The following is a 23,632-nucleotide window of genomic DNA, read 5'->3' on the forward strand; positions in this document are numbered from 1 at the left end:
CGCGCCGCCGCTCGGCAGCATTTCGGAGCGTTGTTGGTCTCCGGCGCGACGCCCGCGGGCTCGCCGGACCCTCGCGGTCCGTCGTGAAGAATGGACGCTGCACGGGTCTTTGCGCGATACCGCAATGATTTGCACGGGTGGGTGGGTGACGCCGGCTGCCGGTGCCGGCACATGTGCCAGGGAAGGCCTCATCATGACGGCTTCTGTGCTGGCGAACAAATCTCCCCAGGCTTTACGGCTCCTGCCGGACGTCATGGCCAGAAGACGCCATCGCGGCCCGGACATCGTTTGATGAACTGGTGTGCGATTTTTGTGGCTCCGCTGCATTGTGCTCACGGGTCCACGGGTGACGGATCCCCCGCGGACGATTCCCGGCGATCCTCGGCCCTCGGCGCGGCGCGGCGCGGGCGCGCAGCCGCGGCGCTCCTGGTGAGCGCTGCCCGCGGCGCGGTGACGTCAATGCCGCTCAGAAGGCCGCTTCGGCGCCGATGCTCGGTAGGGTATGATGATGGGTCCGAGCGTCTCCGGCTCGCATCCGCGCAGGAGCGAGCGCTCGTCAAGCAAAACCTACCGGCGCGCCTGGCGGGCCGAGCGGCGCGCGCCTCGCCGAGGTCGCGCTGGACGCCTGCGCCGTCCCTGCCGTAGATAGCTGGCAGCGCTGACGTGGGCTCGAACAGGAAGCGACAACAGAAGTCCTCGGGGTTGCGCGTGCTCGTCGCGCTCCTCGTGACCGGGCTCAGCGCGGTGGGGGTCAAGTGTGGCCTCGAGCGCGGGCTCGACGGGCTCGGCCTCGACCTCGGCGGTGGCCGCACCTCCAGGCCATCGCCGACGCCCGGCCGATCCGGCAGCGCCTCGCCGCCGAAGGCCGCTCCGCCGAAGGGGTCGCCGCCGAAGGACGCGCCGTCCTCGCGCCCGCCCGCGCCGAGCCCCCACCTCGAGCTCGGCGTCCCGGCCCGCACGGGAGCGCGCGCCGCGCGGGCCGACGCGTCCGACGATCACCTGATGATCAAGCCCCAGTACGCCCTCTCGTACAACCGCTCCAGGAACGTGGCGAACTGGGTCAGCTGGATGCTCGACGCCGCCTCGTTCGGGGACGCGCCCCGCTATCGGGGCAAGTTCCTGGCCGACACCGCGCTGCCGGACGGCTGGTACCGCGTGCAGCACGACGACTACACAGGCTCCGGCTTCGATCGAGGCCACATGGTCCGCTCCGAGGAGCGGACGCGGACCCCCGACGACAACAAGGCGACGTTCCTCCTCACGAACATCCTGCCGCAGCGGCACGAGCTCAACGCCGGTCCGTGGCTGAGGCTCGAGGAGGCGTGCCAGGGGCTCGCGCAGAAGGAGCGCCGGGTGCTGTTCCTGATCGCCGGCGGCCTCTACGACGAGCGCGAGCGCCCGGCCGCCACCATCGGCAAGGACGTCGCCGTGCCCGACGCGTTCTTCAAGGTCGCCGTGGTCCTCGAGCCGGGGCAGGGGCCCGACGACATCGGCCCGGCGACGCGGGTCATCGCGGTGGTGATGCCGAACGAGACGGGCATCCTCGATCAGGGCTGGGGGCAGTACCGGACGACGGTGGACGAGATCGAGCGGCGCGCGGGCTACGACCTCATGACCGCCCTCCCCGAGGCCGTGCAGCGGACGCTGGAGGCGCGCGTCGACGACGGGCCCGCCGGCGGCCGCTGAGCGGCGCGCTCAGGTCTCGACGACCTTCGTCACGAGGCCGAGCCACGCGCCCGACGGATGGCGGCCGACGACGTAGACGTCGATCGCGACGTGCCCGACGCGGTAGACCCGGACGTCGGTGAGGTGGCGCTCGAGCAGGTCCATGAGCCGCCGGTATCGCCCCGCCTCGGCCAGCGCCGCGTCGCCGGCGTCCTCCGGCACGTCGATCACCGGCGCGAAGAGGTCGCTCGCCGTCGTGACCTCGACCGGCGTCGCCGCGCCGAGGCCCTCGGCCGCGAGCAGCGCGGCCGGCGAGGACGCGTCCCCGCGCGCGCGGAACGGGCGCAGCTCGTGATCGGACTCGCTGGGGAACAGCAGGCCCTGCGCGGCCTCCGCGAGGGATGCGAGGAGCTCTTCGGGCGAGATGGATGAGGCCTGCATGTGGATCTCCGGGCGGCTGCTCGGCGAGGGCGGGCTCGCCGTGGGGTGATCATTCCACCGAGAAGCCAGCGGAGAATCCGCTTGCTCCCTGGGCTTTGGCGATGGTACCGGGACCGCGCCCGCCCTGCGGATCCGATCCACCCTTCCGCTTTCCTTCGCCGCGTTGCATGCTCGGGCGAGACCCGAGCAAGGAACAAGGATTCAAGGTGCCATGTCCAAGATGAAGCTCAAGCCCGGCGTGATCACTGGCTCCGCTCTTCAGGAGCTGTTCGAGTACATGAAGAGCGTCGAGTGTGCCCTGCCGGCCGTGAACGTGATCGGCTCGCACAGCACGACGGCCGCGCTCCAGGCGGCTCGGGAGGCCAAGTGCCCCATCATCATCCAGTTCTCGAACGGCGGCGCCCACTTCTTCGGCGGCAAGTTCCTGGACAACAAGGGTGAGAAGGCCGCCATCGCCGGCGCCGTCGCGGGCGCGCACTACGTGCGGAACCTGGCCGAGGCCTACGGCGTGCCGGTCATCCTGCACACCGATCACGCCGCGAAGAAGCTCCTGCCGTGGATCGACGGCCTGCTGGAGCACGGCAAGAAGTTCTTCGAGAAGAACGGAGAGCCCCTGTTCTCCTCTCACATGCTCGATCTGTCCGAGGAGCCGCTCCACGAGAACCTCGAGATCTGCCAGAAGTACCTGCGGCAGATGGCGGCGCTCAACATGACGCTCGAGATCGAGCTCGGCGTCACGGGCGGCGAGGAGGACGGCGTCGACAACAGCGGCATCGACAACGCCAAGCTGTACACCCAGCCCGCGGAGGTGCTCGCCGCGTACGACGCGCTGAAGCCGATCGGCAACTTCACGGTCGCCGCGTCGTTCGGCAACACGCACGGCGTCTACAAGCCGGGCAACGTGCAGCTCCGGCCGCCCATCCTGAAGAACTCCCAGGACGCGATCCAGAAGGAGCGCAAGACGGGCGCGAAGCCGGTCGACTTCGTGTTCCACGGCGGCTCCGGCTCGTCGCGCGAGGAGATCCGCGAGGCGGTGTCCTACGGCGTCATCAAGATGAACATCGACACGGACACGCAGTGGGCCTTCACGCAGCCCATCAAGAAGTACATGGACGACAAGGGCGCCTACCTGAAGTCGCAGCTCGGCAACCCCGAGGGCGAGGACAAGCCCAACAAGAAGTACATCGACCCGCGCGGCTGGCTCCACCTCGGCGAGAAGGGCGTTGCGGCGCGCCTCGTCGATGCGTGCAAGGACCTGAACTCGTTCGACAAGTTCGAGTTCTGATCCGCGGCGAAAGCGAAGGCCCCGCTCGCGCGGGGCCGGAGCGACGCCTGTCGAACCTCGCCGCCGCGACACCGTGGCGCGTCGATCGACCCACGGGCTGGCTGCTCACGAGGGCGACGGGTGCGCCGCGGTCAGCGAGCGCGCCGGCGCCGCCACAGCAGGGCGGCGGCGAGGCAGCCGGGAGAGCGGCAGGCCGAAGAGGCCGAGGACGGTGAGCTCGATCCCGAGCACGGGCAGGAAAGCGGGCCCCGAGAGCCCCGCGGCGAGGAGCTGGACGAGGGCTAGCGGCGCCGCCACCGCCAGGAGCGCTGTCGGGTAGGCGACGCCGTGCAGCAGCGCGAGCAGCACGCCGACGATCCCCACGGTCAGGCCGCCGTCGACGCTGGGGGTCATGTCCAGCGCGCCCGGCGCGCGCAGCGCGGCGCGGATCCACAGCAGGGAGCCAGTCCCCAGGAGGACCAGCGCGATCGGCAGGTTGGCCGAGGAGCGGGTCGTCATCTTCGGTATCTGGAAAGCCATGGTTCCGGCGCTGGCAGCACGCGATGTGCCATCACGGCTCCCGGGCGGCGACGGGCCGGCCGGCGCGCTGCGCGATGCAGGGAGTGCGGGGCGGCGCACGCCTTGCGCGCCACGATCCATCGGTCGCGTCAGGGCGAGGGCGGGCCGGGCTCCTCGCCGGCGCCGGGCTCGCCCGCGTCAGGGCGCTCGTGCGTTCGTGGTGGACGCGCTGGCTCGACGGGCGCGAGCCGGATGCCCAGGTTCATGAGCTTCACACAGTCCTGCTCGCACGTGGGCCGCCCGCCGGGGAGAAGCGAGCAGTGTGCGACCTCGACGGGCTCCTCGGAGCGGCCGTCGACGACAAGCCGACACCGCACGGGAGCCCCGGTCCGTGGACAGACCAGGGTGGCCTCCGAGGTGTGGTAATGCCGCCGGGCGAGGAGGCGTCTCGCCCCGACGATCAACGCCACGACGGCGCCCGCAGCCGCCAGCAGCACGACGAGCCAGTCTGCCATCGCGACCCCCTGTGAAGAGCGCTGCGGCGCCCACCGCAGCACAGACGACGCAGCAAGGGGTGCGCCAGGCGCTGCGCCGAGGCGTGGGCCCAGCCGGCGCGGCAGGGCCCACGCCTCGTTTCATCGCAGACGCATTCGGCGCGCCTCTCGGCGCAGGGCGTGCGCCCAGGAACCCGGGGTGCGGAGCAGCAGCCCGCTCCGCCGCTGAGAGATGAGGTGCGGAGCGGTGAAGAAGCATGGGAGTCGACGGCAACAGGCGCGATCCAGGTGCGGTCCTGGCGGCTCGCCATGGCGGCGCCGCGGGTCGATGTCTTCCGGCTCGATGATTGCAAACCGCCTTTCATCGGCAGATGGCCGCGGGAGGAGGTTGCCATGGCCTGTCATCTGGAGGAATCGGACAAGCTGGTGTGGATCGAGGTCGAGGGGGGTGGCACCGAGCCACGGACGGTGCGCTGCCCGCGGCGGGCGGTGACGGTGGACGCGCGGGAGTGCTTCGCTTGCCCGCGCTACGCGACGCTCGCGATCCATCCGAGCGGGAAGAAGGTCTATCTCGTCTGCGAGCCGTTCGACGACGCGCCCGTCGACGGAGCATAGCGGCGCGAGCGCTGGGAGGCGGGCGGACGGGGCGCGGCGCGCCTTGAACGCCGGCCGGGGACGTGCGAAAGCCTGGAGAGCCACGACGGCGTCCGGAGAGCGTCTCGATGACCCCTCGCCCCAAGCCCACCCGCTCGGCCTGTTTCCAACCGGACAACTACGTCGATCTGGCGCTGTTCACGAACCGGGAGGAGCTCCTCAGCGACTTGGTGGAGAGGCTGAAGAGTGTCCTGGGGCCTGGGGGGCCGGGGCAGGCGAGGATCCTGGTTCGTGGGCATCGCGGGGTCGGAAAATCGATCCTGACCCGCAAGGCGCTCGACACAGTCATCTCGTCGCCCGGAGCGTTCCGGGTCATCGTGGACGGCGCCCAGACAGGACACGGTCCTGACGCCGTTCTCAAGCGCATCGCAGCCGACCTCGGCCGCGAGGCCACGGAAAACGCGAACGATCCGGCGCTGCAGAAGGGCGCGGAGCTGCTCCAGCGCTTCGCCGCGCTCACGAAGGTCAGCGTCAAGGAGGTTCGGCAGTGGTCGCGCAACCTCCAGCTCGGCGTTGCGGTGAAGTCCAAGCTCGTCGAGAGCGTGCAGGTCGAGTTTGGCATCAGCGGCGCCGCCAGCCGGGTCCGGTCCGTCGAGGAGTCGTACGAGCGCGCGATCGACGCGGATTTCCTCAGGGAGAAGGTGCAGGACTTCCTCAGCGATTGCCGCGCCGCCGGGGAGCACGTGGTCCTCTTCGTCGACAACCTCGATCAGGTCGGCTACGCCGAGATCGAGGAGGACGTGCGTCGGGTCACCGACCTGGCGAAGGCGATCCTCGGCTTCCGGGACTGCGTGGTCGTCGCGAACCTCCGGACCGAGTTCGTATCTGCGGATCTGCGCAAGCTGTACTCGAACGAGGTCGTCGTGAAAGGTCTGGAGCCCGAGGAACTCCTCCGGATCGCGAAGACACGGATGGGCACGGCAGGCCCGGACAAGCGCCTGGCCCTCAAGGAAGCCGGCTTCGAGAAGCTGGCAGCGAAGCTCGCCTCGTGGACGACCAACGCCTGGGGGTATCTCTCGTGGCTCGCCGATCTCGACTACGAGCGCATCGACTTCGCGCCCGACGACGGGGATCGCCTGCGCGAGGCCTTGCTCCGGATCGCGGAGAATCGCTTCGCTGGGCTGCGCGGCGAGGAAATCCGCCGGGTCGCGGCGGCGTTCAAGCACGCCCCGCACCAGTTCCTCACAGGCGTCGAGCTCGACACGCATGGTGTGACGCAGGAGCTCCGCGAGCGCGCGCTCCGCTATGGCGCCCTGGTTCCCGACTGGCTGCTCAGCCCTGATCGTTACATGCTCTCGCCCGGGCTCCACTTTCTCTGCGAGCACGCCGCCGGTCAGGTTCCCTGAGGAGACCGCGTGCGCCTGTTCGCCGGCGATCACTTCCCGCGCCTTGCCGTCCAGAGCGGTGATCTGCCGCGACCGTGGGTGATGCCGCTCGGGCTTCCGCGCGCGCACCGCGATCGCCTCGCGCTGCTGCTCGCGCAGGCGCTCCGCGCGCTCGAGCCGGATCTGAGACTGGTCCAGCTCCGCTGGGCGGAGCGGCACGCATTGCTTGCCGGCAGGATCATGCTCCCGAGCTCGGTGCTCGTGTGGTGGCGCATCGATGCGGTGCCGGTAGTGGACCCGCAGGCGGTTGTCATCGATGGCAGCAAGATGACCCCAGGGCTCGCGCTGTACGACTTCGATCAGGAGGTCAGCCTGCCAGCGGAGGCGTGGCTCGGGCCGCTGAAGATCGGGGTACTCCATCGCATCCAGGATCGGCTGCTCGACGAGCGGCCGGTGAGGACGTACGAGGAGATCGCGGATGCGGTCCGGGAGCTTTCGGCAAAGCTGATCAGTCCGATCGACCTCGTCGATGCGACCGAGGCCATGGTCGAGGTCGAGGCGCAGGGCGAGGGGCTTGACGCGGCGAAGGCGGAGGCGATCGGACGCATCGTCGCCGCGCGATTCGCGGGTGGGCCAGCGGACACCGCCCTGCGCGTCCTCGTTGCGGTCGGCAGGGGCAAGACGCTCGGCGCTGAGGGACGCGAGGCGCTGCGCAAGGCGGGGTTCGCGGACACGGGAGGGGTGCTGCCAATTCTCGACCTGCTGCGCGACGAGGAGGTCCTCCGGCGGACGCTGCTGCAAGTCGCCGCGCTGCGGCGGCTCGAGGGATCGATCGCGGAGCTGGCCCCCGGGCTGTTTCCCGAAGCGGAGGGGCGGGCGGCGCCGACACAGGCTGGCAGGGACATTGTGTCTACCCAGGTGCCGAGCCTCATCGAGGCGCGCTCGCCCAGCTTGCCCGAGCCCCAGAGCATGGCTGTCCGCATGGCGCTGAAGCTTATCGAGGATGGTGACGCCGAGTCGGGCGCTCGGCTCTTGCTCCGAGCTCGCCAGCAACGCGACGACAGCGCCTGGTCGAACGATGATCTGCAGGTCGCGGGGCTGACGCTGTATGGGGTGGCGGCGGACGAGGACGAGCGGCGCGGGGAGAACAGGGATGCCGCGACCATCGAGCGGATCTCGGCGCTCTATGAGACGGCGGGCGATTGGCTGGAGCGCTCCGGCGCTATGCCCAAGATGGGCGTAACGGCTCTCTTCAGCGCGGGGCTCGCCTGCGCGACGCTCCATCGGTGGGATGGCGCCTCGGCGCTGTTCGAGCGCGGACGCAGGCTTGCGGCGGCTGCCGGAGATTGGGAGGGCCTCGCCGTCTGTATGAGCCGCTTGTCCCACCTGAAGCTCTGGGCGGGGCGCGCGCAGGAGGCGATCGAGGACGCGGAAGAGTCCGTGCGGCTCTTCCACCGCCTCGACCTGCGGAGCGAGGAAGGTTTCGCGTTGAGGGCGCTCGGAGATGCCAGGATCCAGATCCATGAGCTCGAACAAGCACGGGCTGCATATGAGCGGGCGCTCGCCGCTGTCAACGACGCCGGGGACGCGATCGGGCGCGCTGTCACGCTCCTCTCCCGTGGGCGATTGTTGCAGCTCGACGGCAACGTCAAGAATGCTCGTCAGGATTTCGAGGAAGCCCTCTCGCTCGCCAGAGAGCATAAGAGCCGGTTCTACGAGGCCGTTGCGCATGAAGCGCTCGGGGAGCTTTCGCTGCGCCGGAGCGAGCCGCGCCGGGCTCGGGAAGCTTACGAAGAGGCCGCCCCGATCTATCACTCCCTCGCCGACCGAGCCGGGGAGGCGAGGGCAATCGAGGGACTCGGCGATGCGTGCGCATCGATGAATGACGTAGCGCTTGCGCGAGACGCTTACCAGGCAGCGCTGGAGCTTGCGCGGGAGCTGAGAAATCCTTCATGGGAAGCGGCCCTGCTCGTCAAATGCGCAGGGGTGCGCCGTCAGGGCGGCGATCATGAGGGCGCTTTGCGAGAGTACGAAGAAGCAGCGCGTCTCTACGAGCAAACAGGAGATCGCTGTGCCTCGGGACGCGCGCTGATGGAGCTCGGTAATATCAAGGTCGATTCCAGGGATTGGCCCAGTGTCATCGCCTGGTATGAGCTGGCCGTCTCCCGCTTCCGGGAGGCCGGCGATCGCGCTGGTTTGAGCAACGCGCTCCATTTGCTCGGTATGGCGTTGTTTCTCGCGGATCAGACGGAGCAATCGCGGAAGGCGCTCCTTGAGGCCGTCGATGTCGCGCATGCCGATGGCAACGAGCAACTCGTAGTTAAGGCGAACAGTCTTCTCGACCACATGGCCAAGGACGCCGGGACACGACCCGATCTCGCCCGGAGCTGACCCTGCAGCAGCCCGAGCTTCTGTCGCGTTGGGGCTTCGCGGCGATTGAAGAGCAGCGTGAGGGCTGGACGCGGGCCGCTCACTCCTACCCGCCGGCTCAGCGGAGCCTCGCCCCTGGCCTCGGCCGTGGGCGCCTCAGATCGCGCAGCTTCTCCAGCTCGAAGAACCCCGCGAACGCCACGCCGAGCAGCGGGTACGGGAACAGGATCGCCATCGTGAGCAGCACGCCGAGGTGGAAGAGCCAGGAGGCGCTGCAGAAGACGAGCGCGACGCGCCGGCTGAACAGGGCGAGCGGCGCGCCGAGCTCCATCGCCAGGCTGGCGAGCGCGAGGGGCGGGAACAGGAACCGGTAGCGGACGAGCGCGCCGCCGAGCGGGGAGTGCGTGTCGCCGAGCGCGATCTTCCGGACGTTGTCGTAAGCGATGTAGTTGCGGAGGATGTCGCTCGTCGCCCACTCGAGGCCGCTGTTCCGGAGCTTCGTGATCCCGGCGATGAAATACGACATCACCGTGATCGCGCAGAGCAGCCGGATCGGCCAGCCATAGCGGCCGTCCGGCGCCGGCGCGGGGGTGCCGGCGCGGCGCGCCGCGCGCGCGTCGAGCGAGTGCGCGTCCGCCGCGGCCCCGAGGCCGAGCGCGATGACGTGGAGCGCGAGGAGGTTCTCGGTGTGGAACACCATGCCCCAGGAGTTCCGGTAGCTCAGCACCCAGAGCAGGAGCGCGCCGAAGACCGGCCCGGCGACGCGGAACCGGTAGCCCGCCACGAACGCCGCGCCGGCGGCGATCGCCGCGCCAAGGAGGCTGCGCACCGCCCAGAGGGGGAGCGGCGCGGACAGCACCGAGACCACGCCGACGGGCCTGAAGCTCTCCGCAGGCAGGTGGCCCACCCGCTGGAAGTGCACCGCGCGGACGCAGAGGTACACGAGGGCGAAGCCGCCGACCAGGAGCCGCAAGAGCGCGAGCCGCTCGGCGGGCGCCTCCGCGAAGAAGGCGCGGTCGAACCGCGCAAAGAGCCGCCTCATCGCGCGCCCACCTTGCACGTCGCGTGGAGCTTCGAGTCGACAGGGGCCTCCTGCCCCTCGAAGAACGCGACGGCATCGAAGGTGTCGGTCCGGATCTCGACCGCGACGAGATCCGCGTAGCCGTCCTGCGCCGCGACGCGCGACGCGATGCCGCGGCAGAGCGCGCGGGCCGCGCGGGCGCCCTGCCGGATGCTCTGCGCCAGCGTGGCCTTGGCCTGCAGCACCTCCTCGCTGCCCACGAGGCGCGGCGGGATCGGCCGCCGCCCGCCCCGGGAATCCACGCCCACGGCGCGCTCCACGGCGGTCTGTGCGTCGTGGCGGCCCCACGAGAACATCGGGTAGGTCGACAGCGGAAAGCTGTCCACCGGAGGGCGGCGGAACAGCGGGGCGAGCATGAGGAGCAGAAACGCGGCGGTCACGCCGTACGCGTACGCCCGGCGCTCGCTGAGGCGAGCGGCCCCGCGCGGGCTCGGTCCACCGCCGGCGCCGGCGCTCACGGCGCCGCCCTGCGGGCTCGGTCCACCGCCGGCGCCGGCGCTCACGGCGCCGCCCTGCGGGCTCGATCGACCGCCGGCGTCGGCGCTCACGACGGCCGCTCCGTCGCCGCCTGCGCTCACAGAGGCCCCGCCGCCGGCGCGCTTCGCCCAGGCACGAGCCCGAGCACGCGGCCCCCGTGGCCGAGCGCGGCCCAGGCGTGCTGCACGTAATCGATGCGGATCCGGGGAGACGCCATGCTCTCGCTGAAGCCCCCCTCGATGATCACGTCGCGGCTGCACGCGAAGCAGGTCGCAGGCGACCACTGCTGCCGCACGAGGAACTCGAGCACCCGTCGCATCGACGCCCGGTCCCGCGCGAGGTCCTCGCCGCGCGCCTCCTTGACCGCCATCGCCGCGGCCAGCGCCTCGCCGAACCCCGCCGTCGCCGTGTTGTGCGGCGGCAGCACGTTGCCGAACCCGTACCCGCCCACGAGATCGGGCGTCACCCCGCTGTCCTCGTCGAGCACGAGCCGCGACTTGAACGCCACGTAATCGAGGCAGAACCGCTCGTAGTCGTCGCGGCGGTGGTGCCCGAGCGCCGCGCGCGCCGCGAGGCAGTGCCAGTTCTCCTCCATGTACACGAAATCACTGGCGAAATGATCCCAGTAGCGGTTCGCGTAGTAGTCCATGGCGCGATCGACGGCCGCGCGCACGGCGGCCGCGGGCGGGAGCTCGGGGCTCGGCTCGCGGGCGGCGAGCGCCTCGAGCAGCGTCAGCGCGAGCACCGACTGGCCGCCCTCGTAGAGCTGCGTCGGGCCGAGGACGGGCGCGACGCGCGCGAGGTCGAGCTGCGGCGCGAACCCGCCGTCGTCCCGCTGCGTCGCGAGCACCATGCGGGCGAGCCGCCCGATGAGCGCGTCGTGTGCGCGCGCGTTGTGGATGCCGTCGCGGCACGTGAGGAACGTGACGAGGGTCAGCGCCGTGGGGTTGAGGCCCGCGATCGTCCCGGGGCTGTCCGCGGGGTAAAAGAGCGCGCCGACGGAGTTGCCTTCGCCGGCCCTGCGCTCGAGCTTCGCGAGCAGCCCGAGCGAGCGCTGCACCACCTTCCCGAGCTCCGGCGTCGCTGTCGGGTCCTCGGCGCCGACCCCGAGCTCGCACAGGGCGAGCGTCGTGCCGGCCTGCCGCGCGATCGAGAACCCGTCGAACGAGGCGCGCCCGGTGAACGGGTCGACGATGTAGCGGAACATGCCGTCCTTCCGCTGCGCCCCGAGGATGTAGCGCTGGGCAGCGGCCGCCGCCTGCTGCGCGGTCGCCTCGGTGAGCGGGACCGACGGCTCTCCGAGCCGCGACAGGAGGTGGAGCGCGCCCTCGTCGTCGACGGCGTAGCTGAGCGTCTCGATCCGCACGAGGCCGTCCCGCGGCGCGGCGCCGCCGGCGCCGTGGCCGCCGGGCGGCTCGGGCTCGCCGAGGGCGCGGCGCAGGACCGCGAGATCCACGCCGAAGCGGAAGTCGGGGACGCCGGCCAGCGGCGCGTTCGTGTTGAACGCGTCGAGCGCGATGAGCTGCCACGGCATGAGGCACCGCTCCGCGAGGCAGAGGCCGTCGAGCCCCGGGCGCAGCGACAGCCCGTCGAGGCCCGGCCCGGGGGAGGCGAGCGGCTGCGCGGCGGAGACCACGTCGATCTTGAGCGGACCGCGCAGGGCCTCGGCCAGCGCGCCGCGCAGCGCCGCCGCGGCGTCCTCGCCGGGGGCGGGCTGGAGGCAGCGGGTCGCGACGGCGGCGCGCTCGGGGTCGCGGCCGGAGGCGAGGTGGGTGACGACGAGGGTGGGGCGGCCGGGCTCCGGGGGCGCGGCGCACGCGGCCGGCGCCGTGGTCATGAGCGAGGGCGCCTTGGCCGGCGGCGGAGGGAGCGCGTCGAAGGAAGCGAGCGCCTCGCGCAGCGCCGCCCCGGTGCGCGACGGCGCGCCGCCCGGCACGGGCACGACGTCGGCCTTGGCGACCCGGTGACGGAAGAGCAGCGAGAGCGCGGCCAGGACCATCAGCGCGGCGAGCGCGGCGAGCGCGGGCCGGCGCTTCGGGCGCAGCAGGCGGAGGCCTCCGGTCGAGGCGACGCCCCAGCACGCGAACGGCAGCGTGAGGAGCGCGACGACCGCCCAGACCGCGAGCAGCGCCGCCGCGATGCCGGTGCCGAGGCCGCGGTTCAGCGAGGCGACGTAGACGGCGGAGGACAGGAGCTCGAAGCTCAGGAAGGCGAGGTAACCGAGCGAGCAGAAGGACGCCGCCCGGAAGGCGCGCGGCGCGAGCGGGTGGGGGAGGAGCGAGAGGACGGCGGTCGCGGCGTGGAGCAGGGCGAGCGCGGCGGTGACCACGGCGAAGAGCGTCCACGGCCGGAAGGGGAGGGAGAGCGCGGCCCAGGCGAAGACGGGGGCGTGCAGGGCGCTGAGCAGCCCGACGGCCCAGCGGCGCGTGGGCGGGCGCGGGGAGGCAGCGCCGCGGCTGGCGAGCGTGGGGGATTCGGGGATCGGGGGGGCGCTGTCCTCGAGCGGCTCCGAGGGCGCGGGGGGATCGGTGTCGGGCGCCTGCATGGTGCGGCGACGCTTAACACGGCGCCTGGCGCGCACGATCGCCGCCGTCGCTCGAGGGCGGCGCGAGGGGCGGGCGACCTCAAGGCGCTCGACGCCGGCGCCCTTGGCCTGGAGCGACAGGGGCGCGACACGACGTCGTCCGACTCAATCGGTGGCACAGCGGATGAGGCCGCCGGCATCCGCGCAGATCGCGGACATCTCTGTTCCCCCGTTCCTGCAGGAGAGCCAAGCGACGTCGGCGAGGTGGTGGAGGCCGAACGCCCTGCCCGTGCCGGCGTCGATGATCGGCGACCCGCTCGATCCCCCTTCGCTGTCGCACGAGTAGCCGATCTGCGATCCAGAAACCGTACCGGAGTAGGTCTGATCGATCGCGTCGATCTGGCAGCGGAGGGTATGTGCGTCATCCCTCCAGAAGCCGATCTCTTTCGGGCGCCCACCCGGGTGCTGAATGAAGTTGATGGGGTTGCCGACGCTGGGTGCCTTCGTTGTCGGTATGAGCACGCCCCAGGTCGTCTGAGGGTTGCCCGGCAGCCTTATCAGCGTGTAGTCGAGGCCGCCTCTGGAACGGGTGCGGGTCCGGCTGTTCGTCTTGAGGAGGGAGCCGCCCATGACGCTCTCGCCTGCCGCCACCGTCGGGCCTCCGCAGGCCGTGTTCTGGTAACCAAAGCGGGTCTCGAGCGTGGTTGCCTCGTCCTGGGTGCTGATGCAATGATTGTTGGTGATGAGCGTGGTGTTGCGGTCGTCCCCGGTTGCGACCAGCCACCCCGTGCACAGGTACATGCCGGTGCCGCGGGCGAAGAGCAGCCGCGCCACTGGCCTCTGCTGGAGGTCGAGCTCCGGGTGACACGCGATGTTCTCGCGACCCTCCGTGGCGCACACGATGTCCGGCGTGCCTCCGCCGGGCCTCCTCGCGAGGGATGCGCTGCCCGGCGTCGCGTCGCCCGATGTCAAAGAAGCCGGAGCGAGCGCGATCGTCCCGTGGCCGATGTCCGCGATCGAGAACCCGTGGCCACCGCCGCTGGTGCTGTGCAGCTCGACGATCGCCGTCTCGCCGTCGACGGCGAACGCCCAGACGTCGCCGTCCCCGTTCGGGCCGCGGTCTTCGTACCGAAACGACTGCGTGCCGTCGGGGCTCGAGACGGTGACGTAATCACCCTTCGCGAGCGAGAAATCGTTGAAGTGCACGCGCACGAACGTGGCGCCCGGCGAGGTGATCGCCTGTTTCCAGCCACCCGCGTACGGGTGGGACGTCTCGGCCGCGTACGCGATGACGTCACCCGCCCGGAGCGGACCGGGCGCTGTCTCGAGCTCGTCCGGGTCGTCGGCTCCGCCTGCGCCGGGAGCGTCCACGTTCCCGGCACACCCCGTGAGCGCGAGGAGCGACCCAGCGACCAGCATCTTTCTGTTCATTACAACCCCCCTTCGTCCCGGCTCGCCGCATGGAAGCGGCGCAAGCGGACGAACCGCATAGGATAAGAGAGGTTGGCGAGACTGGCAAACACGCCTGCTCGCCGACCGCCGGGGGCGTCGGGGCGCGGCTGTGGCGCTAGGCCTCGAAGATCTCGCGCACGCGGCCGAGCTCTGCCGGCTCCACGAGCACTTCGAGCCTATCCCCGACCTCGAGGATCGTCTGGCCCCGGGGCACGACCGTCCCGCCCTCCCGGTGAACGGCGCGAATGAGCACGCCGGCAGGCAGGCCGAGCTCGGCGATGCGCTTGCCGACGACGGCGGCCCCGGGCACGAGCTCGAACGTGCGGGTCCTCGGCTCTGTGCCGGCGAGGGTGTGGGTCGTCGGATCGTAATGCGCCGCGAGCTCGTTCACCACGGTCTCCGGCGAGAGGGGCGTGTTGGTCGTGTAACCGGCGCGAGCGAGCAAGTGCGTCGCCACGGGCATCGTCAGCGCAACGAACGCGATGATGACGATGGCCCGGGTGGTGACGGCCGGATCGTAGAAATGAAGGGCGGAGGCCGAGATGATGCACGTCATCCCCAACACCGAGGCCTTCGATGTCACCTGGAGGCGCGTGAACAGGTCCGGCATGCGCAGGATGCCCACGGCCGCGAGCAGCATGAAGACGCATCCGATGACGAGGAGCGCGCCCTCGACGAACTCGAGGATCACGACGTCTCCCCCTGTCGCTCGAGGTAGTACGCGAACGCGATGGTGCCGAGGAAGAAGATGAGCGACAGCACCATCACCGCATCGAGGAGGACGCCGTGGTCGGTCACCATCGCGTAGAGGGCGATGCCCCCGCTGCCCACCGTCGCCATGAGGTCCATGGCGACAACGCGGTCGGGGAGGCTCGGCCCGATCAGGAGGCGGATGAACGCGACGACGAACGCCACCGTGACGACGGCGATCGCGACGAGCAAGAGCGGGGTCACCGGAAGAGCTCCTTCACGCGGCGCTCGAGGTCGCTCTTGATGGTCGCGCGCAGCGCGTCGGCGCTGTCCACGAACATCGCATGGACGAAGAGGACCGTGCGGTCGCCCGAGACGTCGAGGCCAAAGGTGCCGGGCGTCAGGGCGAGGAGGATCGTCAGCACGGTGATCTCGAGATCGGTCGTCAGATCCAGGGGGACCGCGACGATGCCGGGGCGGCTCTTTCGCCTGATCGAAATGACGTCGCGGGCGACCCTGAGGTTCGCCCGCACCATCTCTCTCGCATAAAAGAGCATGAACGACAGCACCCCTGGCAGCTTCTCGAAATAGGTCGTGGGGCCGATCAGGCGCCGGAGCCAGAGGAGCAAGAGGTACCCGAGGAGGAAGCCGAAGACGAGGCCCCCCGCGGTGGCGCGGCCGGTCAGGCCCACCCAGACGATCGCCAGGAACAGATTGAGAACGAGGGCTCTCATGGGCGACCCTCCCCCAGCACGGCGCGCACGTAGTCGGTCGGATCGGCGAGCTGCGCGGCGGCCCGCCGGACGACGGCGAGGAGCGGCTCGGGCGCCATCCCGAGCGTGACGCCCAGCGCGGTCAAGAGGACGACCGGCAGGTACAGGAGCGCGCTACGCCGCGCCCCGCTGTCGCGCGGGGCGAGATCGGCCCCGGCGGGCGCGGGCTTCCAGAAGGCCTCGTTCCATATCTTCGTCATCGAAATGAGGGTGACGAGGCCGACGGCGAGGCTCGTGGCGACGACGGCCGCGGCCCCTCGCGAGCCGACCTCGAGCCCCGATCGCACCAAGATGAGCTTGGCCCAGAACCCCGACAACGGCGGCATGCCGGCGAGGGAGAGGGCCGTGACGAGGAAGCAGGCGGAGAGCCCGGGGCTCCGCGCGAGGAGCCCGCCCTGAAGGTCGAGGCGGGCGTCTTTCCCCCCGGATTGCATGATCCCGCTGATGAGGAAGAGGTTCGACTTGATGATGGCGTGGTGCAGGACGAAGAAGATCGCCCCCGAGAGGGACGACAGCGTGAACAGGCCGAGGCCCATGACCATGTAGCCGACCTGGCTCACGCTGTGGAACGCGAGGATCCGCCGGACCTCCCGGTGGGACACCGCGCCGAGCACGCCGACGGCCATGGTGAAGGCCGCGATCCCGAGGAGGAGCGCGTGCGTGGTCTCCCCGTCGCTCACGAAAAGGAGGGTGAAGCTGCGCACGAGGGCGTAGACACCCACCTTCGTCAAGAGCCCCGCGAACAGCGCGGTGACCGTCACGGGGGGCGTGTGATACGAGTCCGGCAGCCAGAAGAAGAGGGGGAAGACAGCGGCCTTGATGCCGAACGCGACGAGGAAGATCATCGCGAGGGTGAACCGGATCGGCGGCGCGAGGCTCGGCAGCTTGAGGGAGAGATCGGCCATGTTGAGGGCGTGCACGGATCCGTAGAGGATGCCGAGGCCGGTGAGGAACAGGGCGCTCGAGATCAGGTTCATCGCGACGTACTTGATCGCGCCCTGCATCTGCGGCCGCTCGTTGCCGAGCACCAGGAGGACGAACGACGCGATCAGCGTCACCTCGAACCAGACGTAAAGATTGAAGAGGTCGCCTGTGACGAAGACCCCGTTCGTCCCCATGAGGAGCGCGTGCATGAGCGGGTAGAACCCGTGCTCCCGCCGTTCGCCGTCGATGTCCGACAGGGAGTAGATCGACGTGACGACCGCGATGATGCCCGAGAGCAGGACCATCAGCGCCGAGAAGAGGTCGACCACGAAGGTGATGCCGTACGGCGCGGGCCAGCCTCCGAGCTGGGTCGATTGAATGCCTCCCCGGTGCACGGCGCGGAGCAAGGCGACACCGACGGCGAGCTGAAGGACGCTCCCGACGAGCCCGAGCGCGCGCTGCCTCCCCGCGCGCCGGAAGGAGAGGAGCGAGAGGGCCGCCGTGGTCAGGGGGACGAGGACGGGCAGGACGAGGAGCACCTTCATGGGCGGGTCGATTCGAGAGAGTCGATATCGTCGCTGCCCATGGTCCGATGAACGCGGTGAAGGAGGACGACGGTGAACGCGACGACAGCGAAGCTGATGACGATTGCCGTCAGGATCAGCGCCTGGGCCACGGGATCGGCCGGCGGCGCGTGGAAGGCCCCTTCCCCCTTGGGAATCAGCGGGGGACGGCCGCGGACGACGCCGGCTGCCGTGAGGATGAGGAGGTTCGTGCCGTGACCGAGCAGCACGAGGCCGAAGGCGAGCTTCACGATGCTGCGCCGGAGCATGAGAAACAGCCCCGACGCATAGAGCCCGCCGACGACGATCGCGAGGAGGACCGTCATGAGCTCATCTCCGCGGCCATGAGGAGGATCATGAGCACCATGCCCATCACGGCGGCATACACGCCGACGTCGAACAGGACCGGCGTCCCCACCGCGACGTCGCCGAGCCCCGGCACGGGGACGGTCGCCCACACGCCTTGCAGGAAGGAGCCGCCGGCGACGAGCCCGACGACGCCCGAGAGCACGATCGTCGAGAGACCGAGCCCCATGAGCGTCTGGGGCGCGACGCGGAGCAGCTGCCGCGTCGAGGGGACGTCGTACGCGAGGATGTGGAGCGAGAACGCCGATGCAATGAGGAGCCCGCCGAGGAACCCGCCCCCTGGCTCGTCGTGGCCGCGGAGGAGCGCGTAGATCGAGACGATGATCAGGAGCACCATCAAGACCGGCGTGGCGGCGCGCAGGATGACGGAGGGCATGGCTCAGGCCCCCTTCCGCGTGCGGGTCGCGAGCAGCGCATAGACCCCGATCCCGGCCACGCAGAGGACCGTGGACTCGCTCAGCGTGTCCATCGCCCGGAAATCGACGAGGATCACGTTGACGATGTCCCGCCCGTGGGCCTCCGGGTATCCCTTCGCCACGAAGAACTCGCGCAGGATCGGCTCGGGGGAGAGCGTCGACGACATGAGGATCAACAGGGTCACCGTGACCCCGAAGATCGCGGAGACGATCGCGTCCGGGATCCACACGCGCGCGGAAGATCGGGGCACGAAGCGCGGCAGGTGGTGCAGGACGAGGACGAAGATGACGACCGTCAGCACCTCGACCATGATCTGCGTGAGCGCGAGATCGAGCGCGCTGAAGATCACGTAGACGAGCATGACGCAGAGGCCGATCGCGCCGAGCGCGGCGACGACGGCGAGGCGCGATTGCGTGCGCGTCGCCATGGCCGCGGACGCGAGGATCACGCCCGCGAGCACGAGCTCCGGGAGCGCCACCGTGAGCGACGGGATCGTGAAAGGGAGGCTCCGGAGCAGGGGCGTCCCGACGAGCACGACCGTCGTCAGGACCGTGACGAGCAGATAACGGCGCAGATGCCCCGTCTGGAGCCGCCCGGTCAGCCACTCCGCGAACCGGAGGAGCCCCTCGAAGGCAGCGTCGTACACGCGCGCAGGGCCCCAGGCTCCAAGGCGCGCGGCGGCGTCGAAGAGGCGCCCTTCGCGGCCGGAGAGGACGCGGAAGAGCCCGAGGCCGGCGACGAGGGTCGCGGCGCTGAGCCCGAGCACGGGGGTCAGGCCGTGCCACAGGTGCAATTCGAGCGGCGCAGGCCGGCCGAGGATCGCGGTCGCCGCCGCGCTCGGGAGGTCGCCGAGGAGCCGCGGCGCCACCCCGAAGACGAGGCTCGCCGCCGCGAGCGTGGCAGGCCCGAGCCACAAGGACGGCGGCGCTTCGTGGGGGAGCGTGGGCGCCGCCGGGGAGCCGCCGAAGAAGGGACGATAAGCGACGACCAGGCTCACCACGACCAGGAGGGCGCTCGATACGACCGCGGCCCCGGTGAGGGCCGCCGTCAGCGAGGGCGGCGCGAGGACGGCCTCGTAGAAGAGCTCTTTCGACAGGAAACCGAGGAGGGGCGGCGCCCCCGCGCTCGAGATCGCCGCCAGCACGGCCGCCGTCGCGGTGATCGGCATCCGCCGCGCGAGGCCCCGCAAACGGGTGACGTCGCGGGTCCCGGTCTCGTGGTCCAGGGTCCCCGCGGTCATGAAGAGCGCGCCCTTGTACAGCGAATGCGCGACCAGATAGACAACCGCCGCGGAGACGGCCGCCCGGGTCCCGATGCCGAGGAGCATCGTGAGGAGGCCGAGCACGCTCACCGTCGAATAGGCGAGGATCCGCTTGAGATCCTCCTGCGTGACCGAGAGCGCCGCGCCCACCACCATCGTGGCGGCGCCGAAGCCCGTCACGACGAGGTACCATTCGCGCGTCGCGCCCAGCGTGGGATGCAGGCGCGCGAGCAGATAGACGCCGGCCTTCACCATCGTGGCAGAATGCAGGTAGGCGCTGACCGGCGTGGGCGCCTCCATCGCCCGAGGGAGCCAGAAATGAAAGGGCACCTGCGCTGATTTCGTGAACGCTCCCGCGAGCACGAGGAGCAGGATCGGCAGGTAGAGGGGGCTTTCGCGGACGACATCCCCCGAGAACCGCGAGATCTGCGTCTCTCCCGTGACCACGACGAGGAGGACGAGGCCCGCGAGCATGGCGAGCCCGCCGCCGCCCGTCACGAGGAGCGCCGTCAAGGCGGCTTTGCGCGCCTCCGGCCGCTCGTGGTCCCACCCGATGAGGAGATACGAGCTCACGCTCGTGAGCTCCCAGCACACGAAGAGGAGAATGACGTCGTCGGCGAGCACGAGGCCCGCCATGGACCCCGTGAACAGGAGCAGATAGGCGTAAAACCGCCCGAGCCGCGGGTGCGAATGCAGGTATCCGCTCGCGTACACGAAGATCAGCGCCCCGATGCCGCAGATGAGCCCGAGGAACACGAGCGAGAGCCCATCCAGCCTCACCGCGAGCTCCACGCCGAGCGACGGGATCCACGGGAGCGACGCGTGACGGGCCTGGGCGACGAACCCCGTCGCGAACACGAGCACCTGGAGCGGGAGCGCCGCGAAGAGCCAGCCGGCCGGGCGCCCGAGCCCGCGGTAGAGGGCCGGCGCCAGCAGCGCTCCGACGAACACGCTCAGGACAGCCCACAGCATCGCGGCAGGTTCCCCTTCGATGCCGGCGAGGGTCCGAGGCGTTCGAGCCTGCGGCCTACCGGGCGGGCTCGACGCGCTGCAGCGCGCCCCTCTGCCGCTCCGCCGCCGTCGAGCGCAGCGCGGGCCGGCGCGCGCCCTGGCGAGGCTCGCCGGCCGCGGCGGGCCTGCCCGCCGTGCCAGAGGTCTCCGACGGCGGCGGCGGGTGCGACCGGGCGAGCGTGCCGTGCCGAACAGCCCGCCTCGCTGCGGCGGCGCGCTCGATGGCTACCCAGGCCGCCGCGCTCGACGAAGCGCACCTGCCGAATCCGGACGGCCCGATCGTCGCGGTAAGGACGCCGCGCGGAAGGCGCGCGGCGCGAGCGGGTAGGGGAGGAGCGAGAGGACGGCGTGGCGGCGTGGAGGTGCGTGAGCGCGGCGGTGACCACGGCGGAGAGCGTCCACGGCCGGAAGGGGAGGGAAAGCGCGGCCCAGGCGAAGACGGGGGCGTGCAGGGCGCTGAGCACGCCGACGGCCCAGCGGCGGGCCGGCGGGGGCGGGGAGGCGGCGCGGGCGGCGCGCGCGGGGGGCTTCCGCGGTCGGGAGAGCGCTGTCCTGGAGCGGAGCCGGGGGCGCGGGGGCATCGGTATCGGGCGCCTGCATGGTGCGGCGATGCTCATCACGACGCCTGGGGCGCACGATCGCTGCCGTCGCCCGACTGCGGCGCCAGGGGCGGGTGGCCTGGCAGCGCGCGGCTGCGGGCGCTGGAGTTGGCGGCGGGTCAGGCTTCGGACGCTCGCGGCGGGCTCGACCGCGATGTGGGCGGTCCCGTGTGGAGTCCCTGGGGGTCTGGTGGGGTTGAGGAGCGGTGCGACCTGCCGTCACGGGCGCTCGGATCGTGGCGGAGCCCGCTCCAGACTGTACTCGAGACCCTCCGGGACTGTGCTCGAGACCCCTCCGGACTGTACTCGAGACCCCCGGGGACTGTGCTCGAGACCCCTCCGGACTGTGCTCGAGACCCCCCGGGACTGTGCTCGAGACCCCTCCGGACTGTGCTCGAGACCCCCCGGGACTGTGCTCGAGACCCCCCGGGACTGTGCCCTCCTTTGAACGACCGGGACCTGGTGGTGGCCGGATCCGGCCACGGGGCTGGACTGGCTGGATTTGGGTCCTACCCCTCCGGCGTGTCCGACGGGTCCTTCAGGAAGGAGAACAAGTCCAGCTGGACCGGACCGCGGGGCGGATCGGGCGGCGGAGGGGGAGCAGCCTGCACCGGGGGCGATGCCGGAGGTGGCTCCGGAGCGCGGTGCGGACGCTTCAACCCGGGCGTCGGCTCCGTCACGAGGCGCAACCAGCCCCGGCCCGACGGCAGCTTGCGCGCTGGCGCGGAGGGCTCGCGATGAGTGAGCGCCTGCGCCAGCGGGGCCTCGCCTGCCGGCTCGGTCATGAGCGCCTCCAGGAGCTCGTCCACGGACCACACGTGGTCGGTCAGCCCGGCCTGCATCGCCGGAGTCACGCGCAGCGTCTTGACCACCCAGCACAGGTTGTACGCGACGTAGTGCAGCGACGCCGCGGCGCGGTGGTTCTCCAGCTTCCTGGAGAACGCGTAGCAGAGCCTCCTCATGCGGCCGTTCTGGTGCCGGTGGGTGGCGTTCTGCCGCTCGACGTACGCGGTCGACGCCTTCTTCGCATCCGGAGCACCATAGACGGTGTGCTTCGTGATGAAGGGGTCCCGGGGCGGCTCATACCGATGGTCCGGACCGCGGTAGGAGCCAGAGCGGTAGTTCTTAACAGTCTGCATGAAGTCAACGCTCGTCCCGAATTCCTTGCCTACAGCGCTGATGTACGGGGCGAATCCGTCGCTCGTGATCTGCGGCATCACCAGCAGTCTGGAGCGGACATCAGCCATGAAGGCGTCTGTCGTCTCCTGGTCTCTGCGACCGACGCGCCACGCGATGACCAGCCGAGACAGCGTGTCCATCGCAACGAAGGTGTACGCCTCGCCGACGCCGTCTGCGTCCTTCTCGGTCACGCGCGCGGGCTTCTTCTGCACGTACCCGAAGATCTCGTCGACCTGGATCAGCGGCGTGCGCAGGTCGCGCACCAGCCGGTCATGCAGGCGCTCAGCGCCGCGCCCGAAGGCCAGCGAGAGCCGCCCCACGGTCTCCCTGTTGACCTCGGTCATGCGCTCGACGGCGCGCTCGCTGTTGCCGTCCAGGAGCGCCGCGAGCACACGCAGGCGCTTCTCCGCCGGGAGCACGTTCGCCACGGGACCCTTGCCTTTCCCCGGCGGAGGGCCCACGATCCGGTCTGCCAGGACGTCGGACGGGTCGCACCGCTCGGCTTCTGCCGCCCTGCCTTCGGGTTCCAGCCGGAGGCGGGGCGTTTTCGTCTAAGGTCCTCTGATTATACGACTTTTCAGCGGGGAAACCGCTCGGAACCGCGCGGGAGAGATGCCGGCGGGACGGGGTATGTCACAGCCGACGGGCGCCGTTGCGGGGGCGACCGTGGACGATGAAGTTGCCTTCGGACGAAGGTGGATCGCCGAGTGCGGCGCCCTCAGCGGGATGACTCTGGAGCGGTCGCTCTCCGATGACACGCGCGCGACAGATGACCCAATTTTCCAATACTTCAGAATGGATATTCTGACGGCTTCTACGGCACTATGCAGCACTAACTGCCAGTTGCCGCTGTTTGCATTGCTCGGTAGATTCAAGCAAGCAATGACTCTGCTCATCGAAGCGCGAGAGCGCGCGGACGACTATTATGGAGGGTGGTAGCTACTGCGAAGACGCATGATCAAGCGCTTGCGCCAAGTAGTCTTTGATGGACTCCCTGGCGTTCTCTGCGGAAGCCTCAAGGAGAGAGGCTATGTCGTCGCCATTTAGGCGTTTTACGCATCGGAACTTCTTCTCGGTGTTGATTCGCGTTTGACCGTTGTGCGCGCAGATGTTCAAGAATCCGGCCCAGCGCCCAACATGCTCGCCGACTGCAATGGTGCTGGTGTGTCCGGGCACAAGAGGGTGTTTGAATGTAACCATGATTGACGGCTCGACCCCGTACGCGATACTGTCCTTCCCCGCGGCCTGAATGGGTTCCTCGCGCGTGGTGGTCAGATTAGGGGATAGATTGCTTTCCTTTAGGGAAAGGACAATGCTGTCGACTACAGGGCGCACGTGCTTGGTCACCAGTTCTTTCAGTGCCGCCTTCTTCGCGACCACGTCGTCGTTCCGGCTCTTCGCGTCCGCGCGCTTCTTGGACTCCGCCTCCTGCGTGTCTGCGGCTGCTTTGGCGATTCGCCCAAGGACGCTTTCAAGCGACTTCTTATCGTCTTCCTTTTTCAATGGGAAACTCCGCGTCGTCAGCATCTTGACGAGCGGCGCGGGACGGGGCAGTATACCCCGCGTACGGTGAGAGCCGTTCC

General features: G+C 70.2%; 21 protein-coding genes. 5 read left to right on the top strand and 16 right to left on the bottom strand.

From position 1 onward, the window contains the following. The first annotated feature begins 708 nt into the window (after positions 1–708). On the top strand, positions 709–1,686 hold the full coding sequence (locus WMF19_RS10985; protein ID WP_437901612.1) for a DNA/RNA non-specific endonuclease: 978 nt from the start codon (positions 709–711) through the stop codon (positions 1,684–1,686). A 9-nt stretch (positions 1,687–1,695) separates the two neighbouring features. Here the strand turns inward: WMF19_RS10985 and WMF19_RS10990 are convergent, their stop codons facing one another. Then, the gene (locus tag WMF19_RS10990) at positions 1,696–2,106 is read right to left on the bottom strand and encodes a nuclease A inhibitor family protein (RefSeq protein WP_437899034.1); all 411 of its coding nucleotides are present in this window, start codon (positions 2,104–2,106) and stop codon (positions 1,696–1,698) included. Between the two features lie 211 nt (positions 2,107–2,317). Here WMF19_RS10990 and fbaA point away from each other — a divergent pair, with 211 nt between their 5' ends. Next, entirely contained in the window at positions 2,318–3,391 is a 1,074-nt protein-coding gene (gene fbaA, locus WMF19_RS10995; RefSeq protein ID WP_437328656.1) for a class II fructose-bisphosphate aldolase, read from the top strand. Positions 3,392–3,496: 105 nt separating this feature from the next. Here the strand turns inward: fbaA and WMF19_RS11000 are convergent, their stop codons facing one another. Then, positions 3,497–3,889, bottom strand: coding sequence for a hypothetical protein (locus WMF19_RS11000; RefSeq protein ID WP_437899035.1), 393 nt, complete (start codon positions 3,887–3,889; stop codon positions 3,497–3,499). A gap of 149 nt (positions 3,890–4,038) precedes the next feature. Beyond that, positions 4,039–4,404 carry a hypothetical protein gene (locus WMF19_RS11005; RefSeq protein WP_437899036.1) on the bottom strand — a complete coding sequence of 122 codons (366 nt, stop codon included), beginning with the start codon at positions 4,402–4,404 and terminating at the stop codon, positions 4,039–4,041. Positions 4,405–4,776: 372 nt separating this feature from the next. Between WMF19_RS11005 and WMF19_RS11010 the strand changes: the two genes are divergently transcribed. The 3 genes from WMF19_RS11010 (at position 4,777) to WMF19_RS11020 (ending at position 8,753) form a co-directional block, all read left to right on the top strand. After that, positions 4,777–4,998, top strand: coding sequence for a hypothetical protein (locus WMF19_RS11010; RefSeq protein WP_437899037.1), 222 nt, complete (start codon positions 4,777–4,779; stop codon positions 4,996–4,998). A 107-nt stretch (positions 4,999–5,105) separates the two neighbouring features. After that, positions 5,106–6,383: an AAA family ATPase gene (locus WMF19_RS11015; protein WP_437899038.1), complete on the top strand. Its 1,278-nt coding sequence runs from the start codon at positions 5,106–5,108 to the stop codon at positions 6,381–6,383. Positions 6,384–6,392: 9 nt separating this feature from the next. Then, positions 6,393–8,753: a tetratricopeptide repeat protein gene (locus WMF19_RS11020; protein WP_437899039.1), complete on the top strand. Its 2,361-nt coding sequence runs from the start codon at positions 6,393–6,395 to the stop codon at positions 8,751–8,753. 97 nt (positions 8,754–8,850) lie between these two features. On the opposite strand, the gene WMF19_RS11025 is transcribed toward WMF19_RS11020, so the two are convergent. From WMF19_RS11025 to WMF19_RS11085, 13 genes are all read right to left on the bottom strand, one after another. Further along, positions 8,851–9,774, bottom strand: a complete 924-nt coding sequence (locus tag WMF19_RS11025; protein ID WP_437899040.1) for an HTTM domain-containing protein — start codon at positions 9,772–9,774, stop codon at positions 8,851–8,853. Beyond that, complete coding sequence (locus WMF19_RS11030; protein WP_437899041.1) at positions 9,771–10,361, bottom strand: hypothetical protein; 591 nt, start codon at positions 10,359–10,361, stop codon at positions 9,771–9,773. Before WMF19_RS11030 ends, WMF19_RS11025 begins: the two co-directional genes overlap by 4 nt. 26 nt (positions 10,362–10,387) lie before the next feature. Continuing rightward, positions 10,388–12,835 carry a hypothetical protein gene (locus tag WMF19_RS11035; RefSeq protein ID WP_437899042.1) on the bottom strand — a complete coding sequence of 816 codons (2,448 nt, stop codon included), beginning with the start codon at positions 12,833–12,835 and terminating at the stop codon, positions 10,388–10,390. Between the two features lie 144 nt (positions 12,836–12,979). Next, on the bottom strand, positions 12,980–14,245 hold the full coding sequence (locus tag WMF19_RS11040; RefSeq protein WP_437899043.1) for a trypsin-like serine peptidase: 1,266 nt from the start codon (positions 14,243–14,245) through the stop codon (positions 12,980–12,982). Between the two features lie 136 nt (positions 14,246–14,381). Next, the gene (mnhG, locus tag WMF19_RS11045; RefSeq protein WP_437899044.1) at positions 14,382–14,957 is read right to left on the bottom strand and encodes a monovalent cation/H(+) antiporter subunit G; all 576 of its coding nucleotides are present in this window, start codon (positions 14,955–14,957) and stop codon (positions 14,382–14,384) included. Beyond that, positions 14,954–15,220 carry a monovalent cation/H+ antiporter complex subunit F gene (locus WMF19_RS11050; protein WP_437899045.1) on the bottom strand — a complete coding sequence of 89 codons (267 nt, stop codon included), beginning with the start codon at positions 15,218–15,220 and terminating at the stop codon, positions 14,954–14,956. Before WMF19_RS11050 ends, mnhG begins: the two co-directional genes overlap by 4 nt. Next, positions 15,217–15,690 (bottom strand): Na+/H+ antiporter subunit E, encoded by a 474-nt coding sequence (locus tag WMF19_RS11055; RefSeq protein WP_272101617.1) that lies wholly within the window; start codon positions 15,688–15,690, stop codon positions 15,217–15,219. Before WMF19_RS11055 ends, WMF19_RS11050 begins: the two co-directional genes overlap by 4 nt. Next, positions 15,687–17,198, bottom strand: a complete 1,512-nt coding sequence (locus tag WMF19_RS11060) for a proton-conducting transporter transmembrane domain-containing protein (protein ID WP_437899046.1) — start codon at positions 17,196–17,198, stop codon at positions 15,687–15,689. The genes WMF19_RS11055 and WMF19_RS11060 overlap by 4 nt, the downstream gene beginning before the upstream one ends. Next, the gene (locus tag WMF19_RS11065; protein WP_437328667.1) at positions 17,195–17,542 is read right to left on the bottom strand and encodes a Na+/H+ antiporter subunit C; all 348 of its coding nucleotides are present in this window, start codon (positions 17,540–17,542) and stop codon (positions 17,195–17,197) included. The genes WMF19_RS11060 and WMF19_RS11065 overlap by 4 nt, the downstream gene beginning before the upstream one ends. Further along, entirely contained in the window at positions 17,539–17,958 is a 420-nt protein-coding gene (locus WMF19_RS11070) for a Na+/H+ antiporter subunit B (RefSeq protein WP_437899047.1), read from the bottom strand. The genes WMF19_RS11065 and WMF19_RS11070 overlap by 4 nt, the downstream gene beginning before the upstream one ends. Positions 17,959–17,961: 3 nt before the next feature. Then, the gene (locus WMF19_RS11075) at positions 17,962–20,232 is read right to left on the bottom strand and encodes a putative monovalent cation/H+ antiporter subunit A (protein ID WP_437899048.1); all 2,271 of its coding nucleotides are present in this window, start codon (positions 20,230–20,232) and stop codon (positions 17,962–17,964) included. Positions 20,233–21,379: 1,147 nt separating this feature from the next. Continuing rightward, positions 21,380–22,477 carry a transposase gene (locus WMF19_RS11080; RefSeq protein WP_437899049.1) on the bottom strand — a complete coding sequence of 366 codons (1,098 nt, stop codon included), beginning with the start codon at positions 22,475–22,477 and terminating at the stop codon, positions 21,380–21,382. A gap of 511 nt (positions 22,478–22,988) precedes the next feature. Beyond that, a complete protein-coding gene (locus WMF19_RS11085; protein ID WP_437899050.1) occupies positions 22,989–23,552 on the bottom strand; it encodes a hypothetical protein in 564 nt (187 codons plus the stop codon). Positions 23,553–23,632 lie beyond the last annotated feature (80 nt).

Origin of the sequence: Sorangium sp. So ce124 (assembly GCF_051525235.1) — a bacterium.
Classification (GTDB): domain Bacteria; phylum Myxococcota_A; class Polyangia; order Polyangiales; family Polyangiaceae; genus Sorangium; species Sorangium atrum.